Annotated in this window: 8 protein-coding genes and 1 pseudogene; 7 read left to right on the plus strand and 2 right to left on the minus strand. The window is 36.0% G+C overall.

Annotated features, from left to right (window positions below; translation table 11 throughout):
- Position 1: 1 nt before the first annotated feature.
- Positions 2 to 1,225, minus strand: a complete 1,224-nt coding sequence (locus LPC09_RS05650; RefSeq protein ID WP_098796476.1) for an AraC family transcriptional regulator — start codon at positions 1,223 to 1,225, stop codon at positions 2 to 4.
- A 165-nt stretch (positions 1,226 to 1,390) separates the two neighbouring features.
- Here LPC09_RS05650 and LPC09_RS05655 point away from each other — a divergent pair, with 165 nt between their 5' ends.
- From LPC09_RS05655 to LPC09_RS05685, 7 genes and pseudogenes are all read left to right on the plus strand, one after another.
- Positions 1,391 to 3,691, plus strand: a complete 2,301-nt coding sequence (locus LPC09_RS05655) for a glycoside hydrolase family 3 C-terminal domain-containing protein (RefSeq protein WP_098796475.1) — start codon at positions 1,391 to 1,393, stop codon at positions 3,689 to 3,691.
- A gap of 788 nt (positions 3,692 to 4,479) precedes the next feature.
- Entirely contained in the window at positions 4,480 to 5,736 is a 1,257-nt protein-coding gene (gene ltrA / locus LPC09_RS05660) for a group II intron reverse transcriptase/maturase (protein WP_098796497.1), read from the plus strand.
- Positions 5,737 to 5,843: 107 nt separating this feature from the next.
- Positions 5,844 to 6,542 (plus strand): phosphatase PAP2 family protein, encoded by a 699-nt coding sequence (locus tag LPC09_RS05665; RefSeq protein WP_176551026.1) that lies wholly within the window; start codon positions 5,844 to 5,846, stop codon positions 6,540 to 6,542.
- A 25-nt stretch (positions 6,543 to 6,567) separates the two neighbouring features.
- Positions 6,568 to 7,239, plus strand: a complete 672-nt coding sequence (locus LPC09_RS05670; protein WP_098796473.1) for a serine/threonine protein kinase — start codon at positions 6,568 to 6,570, stop codon at positions 7,237 to 7,239.
- Between the two features lie 374 nt (positions 7,240 to 7,613).
- A pseudogene (locus tag LPC09_RS05675) lies at positions 7,614 to 8,967 on the plus strand (MFS transporter).
- Positions 8,968 to 9,102: 135 nt separating this feature from the next.
- Positions 9,103 to 9,552, plus strand: coding sequence for a DUF3237 domain-containing protein (locus LPC09_RS05680; RefSeq protein WP_098796471.1), 450 nt, complete (start codon positions 9,103 to 9,105; stop codon positions 9,550 to 9,552).
- A gap of 90 nt (positions 9,553 to 9,642) precedes the next feature.
- Positions 9,643 to 11,844 carry a helix-turn-helix domain-containing protein gene (locus LPC09_RS05685; protein ID WP_231309184.1) on the plus strand — a complete coding sequence of 734 codons (2,202 nt, stop codon included), beginning with the start codon at positions 9,643 to 9,645 and terminating at the stop codon, positions 11,842 to 11,844.
- 381 nt (positions 11,845 to 12,225) lie between these two features.
- Here LPC09_RS05685 and LPC09_RS05690 read toward each other — a convergent pair whose 3' ends face one another.
- Complete coding sequence (locus LPC09_RS05690) at positions 12,226 to 13,626, minus strand: IS110 family RNA-guided transposase (protein WP_098799487.1); 1,401 nt, start codon at positions 13,624 to 13,626, stop codon at positions 12,226 to 12,228.
- Positions 13,627 to 13,861: the final 235 nt, after the last annotated feature.

A 13,861-nucleotide genomic window follows, 5' to 3' on the forward strand; every position in this document is an offset into this window, starting at 1 on the left:
CTTATGTTAAAGTTTTGTACTTCTTAGGTGTTATACCGGTATATTTCTTAAACACCTTTGTGAAATAACTTTGATCATGAAAGTTTAAGATTGTCGAAATTTTTAAAAGTGAATAGTCCGTAAAAGTTAACAATGTTTTGGCTTCATCGATTTTCGTTTTATGAATATATTCCGCAATTGATATTCCTACTTCTTTTTTAAAAAGAGAAGATACATAATTTGGGTGCATATCTACTAGTTCCGCAAGTTGTGTTAGGGTCAATTCTTCGTAAAGATGTGTATAAATATAATTCATACACTTGTTTATTGGCTTAGAGTAGCTTTGTTGTTTCTGCTTACGTACATGATCGGCAAATTCACTTAATGCTTGTTCTATAAAAGGATCAATCAATGAACAATCTGTTAATTCCTCTAAGCTTTGGATATACAAATCGCTAAGTGTATAAGCAATTTCATAATGAAGACCACCTTCAATTGCGGCGCGTGTTGCTAAAGTAATCGCAGTAATACCAAGGTTTTTACTATGACGTAACTGACTTTTTTTAGAAAGAATTCCAACCTTACCGTTTTCGGGACTTATTTTAAATATCTTTAAGAATTCTTCCTTCCTACCTTCTTTAATGAATTGAAATAGCCTTTTCTCATACATAAAATCATGATGAAATGAGACATTTTCCCGTTGTTGCGAAATGGTTACTTGGGGATCTTCAATTTTGAATGGAAGATCTCCAACTTTACTATTTTTTAAAATGATTTCTGCCGGGTCCAGTGTTTCCTGGTAAAGCATATAGTATATTTGCATGCTAATATTCATTAATTTCATATGAGAAAGTCGGGGAAGGGTTTCAAAATAATAAACGAGTTTTTCACCTAGACTCTTTTGAACATTCATATCATTTATGAGTGCTGTTAGTCTATCATTTGTTAGCTCGGGTGCAAGAGTTGGACCGACAATGATCATTCCTTTATACTCATTTTCCTGTCTAATTTGAATGAAAAAAAATTCTTCATAGTGTTCTGTTTTGACGAACAGTGGGAATAGAAATGTTTCTTTTCTAAAGTTAAATTGCTTGAATATGTTGTGGTGAAACGAGCTGTTAGGATTTTTAAAACTAAGAGAAGACTGTTCAAATTTAACCATATCGTTGTGATCTATGAAGGTAATAGGAATGTTAAAGGATTCATAAATCAGTTTGCAAATATAATCTACGTCCTTAAGTATCATCTTTGTCTCCTCACATTTTATTTGAATGATACCATACAGAATATAATATTAAAATATAGCTAAAAATACTAAAATAATACCAAAAATATATAGGCTTGTTATTTATAATAAAACATATAGTTTACTAGAAAGCGTTTACTTTATCTATTTTATGGAGGGATTATGGTGGCAAAAGACATTAAAGCTCTTATTTCTCAGATGACATTAGAAGAAAAAGCCGGGCTATGTTCCGGTAAAGATTTCTGGAACCTAAAAGGAATTGAACGATTAGGAATTCCATCAATTATGGTAACAGACGGCCCACACGGATTACGAAAACAAAGAATGGGGGCTGACCACTTAGGGTTATTCGACAGTGTACCAGCGACATGCTTTCCATCTGCTGCAGGAATGGCGAGCTCATGGGATCGTAATCTAATCCAGCAAGTTGGGGTTGCGTTAGGAAAAGAATGTCAGGCTGAGGATGTAGCTGTTCTTCTTGGACCTGGTGCAAACATTAAGCGTTCGCCTTTATGTGGTCGTAACTTTGAGTATTTCTCTGAAGATCCGTACCTTTCATCAGAAATGGCAGCAAATCATATTATAGGTGTTCAAAGTCAAGGTGTTGGAACATCACTAAAGCATTTCGCAGCGAATAATCAGGAGCACCGCAGAATGTCAACGGATGCGATTGTTGATGAAAGAACATTCCGTGAAATCTATCTAGCTAGCTTTGAAGGAGCAGTAAAACAATCACAGCCATGGACAGTGATGTGCTCTTACAATAAAATTAACGGTGAGTTTGCTTCTGAAAATAACTATTTATTAAATGATATCTTGAAAGATGAGTGGGGCTTTGAAGGCTTTGTTGTTTCTGACTGGGGAGCAGTAAATGAGCGTGATGTTGCCTTGGCTAATGGGTTAGAGCTAGAAATGCCGGCTTCAAAAGGAATCGGTGAAAATAAAGTGATCGAAGCGGTTCAAAATGGTACTTTACCTGAAGAAAAGCTTGATGCTGCTGTGGAACGTATTCTCCGTATTATTTTTAAAGCAGTTGAAGAAAAGAAAGAAAATGCAACATATGATCAAGAAGCGCATCATCAGTTAGCTAGAGTAACTGCGAGAGAAAGCATGGTGCTATTAAAAAATGAAAACAGCATTCTACCACTTAAAAAAGAAGGTAGTATCGCAGTAATTGGAGAATTTGCCAAAGCACCAAGATATCAAGGTGGAGGAAGCTCTCATATTAAGCCAACAAAGCTTGAAAACATTGTAGAGGAAATTGAAAAGTCTGCTGGACCAGAAGCAAGTGTTACTTATGCCCAAGGATACTATCGTGATAAAGATGAGATTGATGAAGCATTAATCCATGAAGCAAAAGAAGTGGCAGCACAAGCAGAAACAGTTGTCTTGTTTGCAGGTTTACCAGATCGTTACGAATCTGAAGGCTATGATCGTGTACACTTACACATTCCTGAAAATCAAAAGCGTTTACTTGATGCCGTTGCTGAAGTGAACTCGGATATTATTGTTGTGTTAAGCAACGGTGCACCAATTGAAATGCCATGGTTAGATAAAGTAAAAGGATTACTTGAGGGTTATCTTGGAGGTCAAGCACTTGGCGGAGCCATTGCAGATATTCTTTTTGGTGATGAAAACCCTAGCGGGAAACTTGCTGAAACATTCCCAAAAAGATTAAGTGACAATCCTTCTTATTTATTCTTCCCAGGTGAGGGAGATCGAGTGGAGTATCGCGAAGGAATTTTCGTTGGTTACCGCTATTATGATACAAAAAATGTAGAAACTTTATTCCCATTTGGATTTGGACTTAGCTATACAACATTTGAATATAGCAATCTATCAGTAAGCTCAAACCAACTAAAAGATACAGAAACACTTACTGTTACAGTAAATGTGAAAAATACAGGTGCTATTGCTGGTAAGGAAGTTGTTCAACTTTATGTAAAAGATGTAGAAAGCAGTGTAAGCAGACCTGAGAAGGAATTAAAAGGGTTTGAAAAAGTAGAATTACAACCTGGCGAGGAAAAAGCCGTTAAATTTACGTTAGATAAACGTGCTTTTGCTTACTACAATACAGAGTTAAAAGATTGGCATGTAGAAAGTGGAGAGTTCAAACTATTAGTAGGAAAAAGCTCAAAAGAGATTGTTTTATCAGAAAAGGTAAACGTTGAATCTTCATTAGAGCTTCCATTAGTTGTTCATCGTAATACAACAATTGGAGATCTGCTTGCAAACCTTAAAGTTGCACCACTAGCGAAAGAAATGTTAGCAAGAGCTCAAGAAGGAAGTCCGTTTGCAGCAGCTGCTGATGACGAAGGGGAAGGTACAGAAATGATGGCAGCGATGATGAAATATATGCCATTACGTGCTTTATCTAATTTTAGTGATGGAAAGTTTACAGAAGAGATGCTGCAGGGAATGATTCATCAGTTAAATGAGGTACAGAAGAATCCTGTTGTGAAATAGATGATAAAAAGTCACCACTCATTCTTTGAGATGAATTCCCAGCTATTAATGATTGACCATTATCACATATTTTGCTAGAATTAGCTCAACTAAATGATCGTATTCCTCAAAGGGGAGTAGCTGTTAAACAAAGTCGTCATTTCGGGATATTATTGCCCCGGCTTTGTTGGCAATTTATATTGTTAGCGAGACCTTTGCCAATTTTATTAATTGGTGAAGGTCTTTTTTTAGACCTTTACTAAATAGTAAGGGTCTTTTTTTGTGTGCCAGGCATGTTCATCAACTAGACGGTGAAAGTCCGTTATGGGCGTTGGGATAGCGAACCATTAGTCGAAGGCAAGGGTGTCCATGGCGACATGGAATCTGAAGGAAGCCCTAGGCAAATCCTTGGTCTGAGGTATACGAATCACATTAGAGGTCGTTATTTTAGGACGAGTTTGCAAAACAAAACAAAGTCCAAAATATCCTCGGTAGAATAGCGATAAATGTGGCAGATATATGAGGAGAAAGTGGATGAACTTACCCTGGGAGATCTCTTAGACACCCTTTAAAATAGGAACTTACATAGTGATATGTAACTGAACTAAGAGAAGTCAGCTGAAGTCATAGTACCATCTAACGATGGGAAGGACGGAACGAAAGGAGGAACCCTGTTAGAGTAACATGACAAGGAAACAAAGACACAGCCAATCATTAGATGACTAAAGATAGAGGTGATACTCGGAAAGTAAGAGTCTATCTTTAGAGTGGAGTTATCCTTGTGCAATCTCAAGAACATGGGAGCCAATATGAAATCAGATAAAACATTAATTGAACAAATTCTCGATAGAGATAATCTAAACTCAGCCTTCAAGAAGGTTAAGAAGAACAAAGGAGCAGCAGGTGTCGATGCGAAAGATGTAGAAGCTACTCGCCTTTATCTGAAGGAAAACGGGCTAGAGATTATCCACTTAGCGAGAGAAGGAAAATACAAGCCTCAACCAGTTAGAAGGGTAGAGATACCAAAACCTAATGGCGGAAAAAGAAAACTAGGAATCCCTACTGTGACGGACCGAGTGATCCAACAAGCAATCGTTCAAAAGTTAACTCCTATCTTTGAAAAGCAATTCAGTGAATATAGTTATGGTTTCCGTCCTAATAGAAGTGCCCATCAAGCAATTGGACAGGCAAGAAGTTATATTGAGGAAGGTTATAGGTATGTGGTGGATATCGACTTGGAGAAATTCTTTGACAAAGTGCAACACGACAAACTAATGGCACTAATCGCAAAGACGATTGATGACAAGCCAACCTTGAAACTGATTCGAAGATTTCTACAAGCTGGAATCATGGAAAACGGTGTGGTAACAGTAAATAGAGAAGGAACACCACAAGGTGGTCCATTAAGTCCACTTCTTAGTAACATTATTCTAAATGAATTGGATAAGGAACTTGAGAAACGAGGACACAGATTCGTCCGGTATGCGGACGACTGTAACATCTATGTTAAAAGCATAAAAGCTGGAGAACGAGTCAAGGTTGGGGTAACTCAATTTATTGAAAGAAAGCTTAAACTACGGGTAAATGAGGAAAAGAGTGCAGTGGGAAAGCCGAACGCACGTGTATTCTTAGGGGTGAGCTTCTACCGAAAGAAAACGAGAGTATACGTGCCAATAAAGTCGAAGGAAAGATTCGAAATTAAATTAAAGAAGCTAACGAATCGTAATTGGGGAGTAAGTATGGAATTTCGGATTATGAAGATAAATCAACTCATTCAAGGCTGGGGCAACTATTTTAAAGTGGGGGACATAAAGAAATATGCAGAAAAGATAGATGCCCATACAAGACGCAGATTAAGAGCTTGTAGATGGAAAGAGTGGAAGAAACCGAAAACAAGATACAAAAACCTAATTAAACTTGGTGTCTCAAAAGACAAGGCAAAAAGATGCGCCAATTCAAGGAAGAAATATTGGCGCATCTCCAAAAGCCCTCAACTAGATTTTGCCTTAAACAATGAATATTGGCAAAAGTTAGGCTTAAAATCTTTGTATAATGTGATTTCATAAACTTTCGAACCGCCGTATACGGATCCGTACGTACGGTGGTGTGAGAGGTCGGCGCCGTGAGGCGCCTCCTACTCGATTATTGAAAAATGAATGAATGGAGAATGTGGATGAAATCTGTTCTGAAACATGAGATTAAGAGAAAACACCTTAATATGTCAAAGATATGGTTATTAACAATACTTTTTGGACTAGCTATGAATGTAGTTGTTTTTTTTCAATTGTCACTTACCTTATTGGAGAAAAATTCATTTTCATTTGATTCAGTGTTGATACGTGCTGTTAGATCCTACTCTTCTCAGTTATTGGATCCAGTGATGGTGTTTATTACTCATCTTGGCTCTAGTACAATGCTCGGATCCTTACTTATTGTTGGAATGGTATGGTTTTACTTAAAATACAAAGATTTATTAGCTACTCTATGCTTTTTGATTGTTGTGGCAGGAGGAGGATTACTTAATTCACTATTAAAGATCTATTTCAATCGAGATCGTCCTGATGATAATAGATTGATTGATGTTGATGGTTTGAGTTTTCCAAGTGGACATTCAATGGGAAGTATGTTGCTTTATGGATTCTTAGTTTATTTGTCTCTTCGATATGATGGAAGTAAGATTCGTAAAGTTGTCGTCGTGGCTGCGCTCATTTGTCTTATCTTATTAATTGGAATCAGTCGTATTTATTTGGGAGTACATTATCCATCTGATGTTTTCGCAGGTTTTCTTGCAGGGTTTGTTTGGCTTGGTGGGTGGGTCATAGCCCTAGAACTAGCATATATATGGAATAACAAGAAACGTATAGAATACTAAAGTACTCAAGAAAAAGGGTGAAGCTATGGAAAAGGAATGGTTAGTTGTTGATAAGCTGTTGTCTAAAATTAAAATCACATCAAATCCAAATAATAAGCCTGTAACAATTCACGGCAGCTTGGATGATTTAAGATGCATTGGTGTTGGGACGGATGCTGCTGTGTTTCAATATGCACATAAACCACAATACGCCTTTAAGCTTTATGCAGAGGATAAAAAGGAAAAAATTCAAACAGAAGCAGAGGTATATCAAAGGTTAAAGAATTCACCATTTTTCGCTACTTGTTATGCTGTTCATGAACGTTACTTAGTTTTAAGCTTTGAAGAGGGTATTACTTTATACGACTGCATTTTGCAAGGAATTCATATTCCACATCAAGTTATTTTGGACGTTGAAGATGCTAGGGATTTTGCAAAAGAACAGGGACTGAACCCACGAGATATTCATTTGAAAAATATCTTGCTTCAACAAGGGAAAGCGAAGGTTATTGACGTATCTGAATATAGTAAGGATGGAAACGATCTTCGGTGGGAGCACCTGAAAAACGCATATTATCAGTATTACGATCTAATTGACGGTAAAGCCATTCCATTTTGGTTAATGCAGACTGTTCAAAAGTGGTATAATCAGAAGAATTTCGGGACGTTTGATGAGTTTATGAAGGATGTTTTGAGGTTAACGTTTTTTAGGAAGTGATACTCGTTGGATAATTACTATTATTAAATCTCCATTCATAGAGTTATTCTCTATCTATAAGCTAGCTACTATTCTTGTTGTCAAAGGAGCATAATAAAGCAATTTTTTAATAAGTGTATAGTTATTTGAGTAGAAAAGATATGAAAGAGTTTTAAATAAAATACTTTATAACATAGCTTCAGTCCAAATGGGATTGAAGTTTTTTTATTCAACTCTTTCCACAAATTTAACGAAACAAATTTCCTTTTTTCCTACATAAAGTAGCTAACTATTCTTTTCTTATTCTATTACAATATGGATAAGAAAACTGAATATTTGAAAAGGGAGGTAAAATTGAAAGCGTTTACTAAAATATCTAATAGGGGGCTAACAAAATGAAAGTGATTAACCCGATGAATGTTATTGATAATAGTAAAATTTCTTCGTTTCATGTATGGCTGATAACTTGGTTGTTTTTGGTTATTGCTTTTGATGGTTATGATGTTGTCGTTTATGGTGCGTCTGTTCCATCATTAATTCAGGAGTGGGGAATTTCAGACGTAACGGCTGGTGCAATAGGCAGTTACACTGTTATCGGAACCGCTTTGGGGGCAGTTATTTTTGGGATGCTGTCTGATAAAATAGGTCGTAAAAAAATTATTTTGCTAACAACGTTCTTATTTAGTTTCTTTACCATGATATCAGGTTTTGCAACAGGTCCAATTTTATTTGCTATATTTAGAATCATTGCCGGAATTGGTTTGGGTGGGGTAATGCCGAATGTTATTGCTCTTGCTACTGAGTTTTCTCCAAAACGAGTTCGATCTGCTATTATTTCTTTCATTTTCTGTGGATATTCTATTGGAGCACTTACAGCAGCACTTACTAGCCGTTCTCTATTACCAACAGTTGGATGGGAGCCTGTTTATTGGTTAGCGGGTATTCCACTTTTGTTTATTCCATTTTTAAAGTATCCCTGAGTCGGTAGGGTTTCTTATTGAAAAAGGCAATGAAGAGGAAGCTAGAAAAACATTAATGAAAATTGATCCAAGCTTAAGAACTGGTGGGGAGTTTGAATTTGTAAAGCCACCGGCAAAAGAACCAGGTTCACCAGTTGTGAAGCTATTTGAAGATAAACGTGCGTTAAGTACCATTATGTTCTGGATATCTTGCTTTAGTGCATTTGTTTTAATTTATTCTATGAACACATGGTTACCTCGACTTATGATGCAATCAGGTTATGACCTTAGCTCAAGTCTAGCATTTACGGCTGTCATGCAAATTGGGGCAATTGCAGGTACGATTATTTTTGGTCGTTTGGTTGATAAAATTGGATTTAAAAAGGTTCTTGTTCCTTTATTCTTCTGCGGTGCTATAGCGCTATCCTTTATCGGATTAACAAATAGTATGGCAATTGCTTTCGTATTAATTGCGATCATTGGTGCAGCTTCAGTTGGATTACAGAACATCTCCAATGCATTTGTTTCTCAATACTATCCTTCTAGCATGCGTTCCACTGCACTTGGAAGCACAATGGCATTTGGTCGTATTGGAGGAATTGTTGCACCAACCTTTGTTGGGTTCCTATTAGCAATGAATCTATTACCGCAGTTTAATTTTGTTGCAATCGGAGGAGCTGCATTACTCGGAGGAATCGCGATGCTGTTTGTCCAAGAAAAACATGGAGATTATTACGAAGCAAAAGAAGAGATTAAACCAGCAAATCGCCCAGTGAATGTAGCAAAATAAATTTGTCAGGTTTTAGCTTCAAATGGGTTAACTTCGCTACTATTCTTTAAGAAATTTAAGAATGGTAGAAGGTTGCCCATTTTCTATTTTTGTTTAAGTGTCTAAAAATTTTCAGCAAAGAAAGGGATTTTATAGATGGAAACGACATTTGTTTTTAAGGCAAATATTCAGGTAGCTAACCCAATTGAAGTTGGGGATGTTGGAACAGGCATAAGGAGAGTTATTCCGATTATTGGCGGTACTTTTGAAGGTAATGGTATAAAAGGCAAAGTCCTTTCAGGAGGCGCAGATTACCAGATGATAAGATATGATGGTGTAACAGAAGCTCTTGCTCACTATGTAATTGAAACGGACGATGGTGTACCCATTTATGTGATTAATAAAGGATACAGACATGGTCCTAAAGAAATCATAGATAAAATTATTCGTGGTGAGCAGGTTCCTGATGGTTCTTATTATTTCAAAACTACTCCGTCTTTTGAAACGAGCAGTGAAAAATACTCTTATTTGAACCGAATGATTTTCATTGGTGAAGGAATTAGAAGACCAAATGATGTTCAAATTTCATTTTATCAAGTTGATTAATCGTTTAAACGATCACGATTACCTTTTCAATTAAGTTTTTCTTCTTTTATACTATTAGTATCAAGAAAAACGGAAATAGGGGGTTATTGTGTGTCAAACAGTAAGAGAGAAATACTAATGAAAAAAGTAGAGCATCATCTACGAACCACATCCCGGCAGCTAATTAAAATTAATACAGAAGATGAAGTGCTTCAATATTTAGCTGATTCGTTCCGTTCTGAATTATATTGTGATTTTGTTGGAGTCGTTTTGAGTGAGGGAGATTCTTTTATTCCTAAGGCATGGAGTGGAAATATTCCTTCAGTCCTTAAGCATTTCCCTCTTTTAGCGGCAAGCTGTTCCTCCAAACTTCTTCGTCAAAGCTTAACATATAAAGCTTCTGCAACAAATGATTCTTGCAGGTTAACAGAGATACTTAAGGAAGAAAATGTGAAAACATGGTTTACTGTTCCGTTAAATGATGACATTCAACACTTTGGTTTTTGTATCGTAGGCTTTTTAAGTTATGTTCCACTTCTAGAGTTGGAAAGTCATTTTGAGGAATTTGGAAAAGATATGGCCGTCGCTCTATCTGTGGCTAGACAAAAGGAAAATCAGTTGAAAAAGCTAGAGGGAATTGAATGGATTAGCAAAAATCAGTCTCTTGATTCTTCTCTAGACCAGCATTTTTTAGAAGTAACACACAGAGCTGGGAATTCAACAAATGCTGATTTTGCTTGTATGTATTTATATAATGAGAAAGAGAATTGCTTTGACTTACAAAAGCCTGTTTATGGTGAAATGGAATATCCCGATATAATGATGATTGAGGATAACTATGCACTTAAGGAATACTTTCCATTTCTTGAGGAAATTGGATGCGCCCAAATGACAGTACCACTTTTAATTGATCTTAAGCCAATTGGTGTGCTTCATGTTCAGAATAAATACGAAAGACCTTTTTCTGAAGAAGACTTAAAAATATTAGAAATGCTATCAACACATGTTGCGACTCTCTTAGAGAATGCACGATTATATAAAAGTGAAAAAGATAATAAAAACCGTCTTCACTTTTTACTAGATTTTCAACAATCACTGGTGAAAAAAACAGTTGAAGATGATGATTTTGAAGGAATTACATTAAAGCTCTCAGATCTATTTCAAGAAACAGTTATTTTATATGATCGATTTATGAGGCCGATTGCTTTTAATTTCCGAAATTGTGATAACGATTACAATTTACCTGATAACCTTGCACTACAAGCGAAAAGGTTAAGGCAAAATCTGAAAAAACAAGAGAAGTTTACTGTCGTACACCCTGAAAGAGACGACTGTGTGTTTTCTTTTTGGGTGATAAACGGCGGAGGCAATTTATTAGGATATCTTGCTGTTTGCAATACAGCAAGCGAGATGAATGAATTTGACCAGCTAACGGTTGAGATGGCACGAAATATATGCTCGATTCAGTTTATTAAGCAAAAGCTTGTTCTCGATACAAAAGAGCAGGTTAAGGATAGCTTTATTAGTAAATTGTTGGTGGGAAAAATCGAAGATCAAGAGAGCATCATTCAATATGCTAACCTGTTTCAATGGGATATTTTTAAATGTCATCGTGTCGCGGTATTGACGATTTCATTAAATGAAGATGATCTTTTAGAACAGCAAGCAAAAAAAGTCCTCGTATGGGATGCAATTAAGTCACATCTTGCAAAGTTTGATTCTCGGATATTAACTGTTTCACATGATGAAAACTATATCCTGCTAATTCCAGTGGATGATGATGTTCAAAGTAAAAAGTATTGGAAAAACCTTTATGACAATATTGATAAATGGTCACTAGAAGTGTTTTCTGGTTGTAAGATTTTATTGGGGATTGGTACATCAACAAGCAATATGAAAGATTATTATGTAAGTTACCAACAGGCACTTTTAGCATTAAATGTTATGAATATTAGGATGAAGCATATCTCTTTTTCACTATATGAAGATCTTGGAGCTTATACAATTCTCCACCATCTCGATCAATCTAATGCGGTTAACTTGTTTATAAAAAGTCAGCTGGATCCTTTATTAACTTATACAGAAAATAAAAACATAGATTTATATCATACTTTATACGTTTTTCTACAAAATAACGGAAATATTAAAAGTACTTCAGATGAGCTTTTCATCCACCGGAGTTCCCTGTTATACAGACTTGAAAAAATTGAATCACTACTAAATGTTGATTTGAATGATGCTGAAATCAGGTTTAATTTAATGATGGCTTTCAAGCTGCATGATATGCATGGGGAGCGATTGAAGAAGAGCTAGATTAGTAGTAGAAGCAGTCCAACTTGTGTAAGTTGGGCTGTTTTTTCGACAAATTCCGGGAAGTGACAGCGTACTATGTCAATAAGAATTTTAAAGTTTTTGAACAACTTAAATACACTAAACGTATTTCTGTAAAAAAAATACAGTAAACAACCGACAGAAAACACTATATTGGAATCTCACTCTTCTAAGATCTGAATAATAGCCTTACTTCGCTTCAATTCTGTAGGGATGCAACCTGGTTAGTACAAGTCATAGTTAACGTACAATTCGCATTTACAGGACGAAGTAAATCATGCTGTCACTCGAGGTCATATTTGCCTCCGGCACTTAAGTCGATTTTCCTTCGATCCTAGAAGAGGAGACTCCATTTTTTACGATTTAAGCTGCTAATACTATTTTTAAAAACTCTTCTGTTTTTGTGTAGTTGAGTTTCTTTTTAATTTCTGATAAATAACTGTATTGTGGCTGTTTAGACTGATAAGGCTTCTTGTGTTGTAACATTGAAAAGGCTATTTTGATAAATTTATTCCCTAAAGCTATATAGGCTTTTCTTGCATGTTTTCCTCTTTCCCTCAGTCTATCAAAGAAAGGTCGTAAGTCTTTATTGTGTTGTGCCAACGATTTACCTACGGTATAAACGATGAATCGTAAGTGCTTGTTTCCCTGCTTAGAGATCTTACCGTAGAATCCTTGTGTTCCACCAGACTGAATAATAATTGGATTTGTACCAGCTTTTTTTATAAGTTGGCCGGCATTCTCGTAATGAGAAACTTCACCTAATTCGCTAAAGAACTCTGCCGCGGTAATTACCCCTATTCCTGGGACTGTTAATAGAAGTCTACCTTCTGTTTGGAGTAATACCCGTTCTATTTCTTTTTCGAGAATGATGATTGTTTCGTTTAATTGCCTTAAATCCCTAAGTGCTAGTTGAAGTAAAAGTAATTCTGCAGACAGATCTTCCTTTGGTTTAACAATAGAATTCTCGGCTACGGAGAGTAGGGTATTCATGGTATCTTCTCTCATTCTTAATTTTTGTAATCGCGAGATTTCCCTAATACCATTAAGTCCAAGAGATAAAACATCTGAAGGATGGGGGTAATGTTCCATGAAAATCAACGAGGACTTTCCCCAGAAATCACTAAAAATCAATTTTTTCCTTGGCACATTACCTTTCACTTCAATATATCCTTGAAACTCTCTCCAGATATGATCCATCAAAGTCCGTATTTTCACACGAGTTTTTGAGCGCTTTTGAACCTCAGTTCTTCTTGCACGAGTAAGTGTCATTAATTTACGAAAATTACCTTCTGGTAATTTGTTTTCCATACCTTTATTTTGCATTAAGGCATGAGCGATAGCGTAAAGATCGAGGTCATCTGTTTTACTCCAATTTAGAGCGCTAGCTCTTTCCTCATGAGTTGTCGCTGCATTTATTAAAGTCACATGATATCCAAACTTACTTAATTCTTTTACAATGTCCTCGTAATAATGACCAGTAACTTCCACTCCAATCAACAGTTTTTCTGCCTGGAGTTCTTTTTCCGCCCTTTTAATCCTCGAGCATATATCCTTTATTCCTACCTCGTTTATCCCAAAGAAAAATGGTTTTTCTATAACATCACCGAAGTAATTACAGATAAGGGCCTTTTGAAAATACTTTGCCGCATCAATCGCTACAATTAAAACTTTTTCTAAATTTAGTCCTCTAAGTTGTGAACTGAATTGACTACCTTTTCTTCCTTGTATATTATTAATATAGTTTTTGTTTTTTAACCCCATGTGTTTCTCCTCCGTGTTGGTTGATAGAATGAGGTTCCCTGTCAGGTACTTTAATCTTACAACATGGAGAACACTGGGGTCTTTTTTTATTTAAAGACTATTCGACATTATTATCTAATACACCAGTGCACTGCCCTTCCTACAAAACATAGGAAGTTATATATTTTTTTTCCTACATTGTGTAGGTACAATCCCCTTCGAGTGACGGCTATAATGAACGTATAGAAGTTGATAA

This window comes from Metabacillus sp. B2-18, from assembly GCF_021117275.1.
In the GTDB taxonomy this organism is placed as follows: Bacteria; Bacillota; Bacilli; order Bacillales; family Bacillaceae; genus Metabacillus.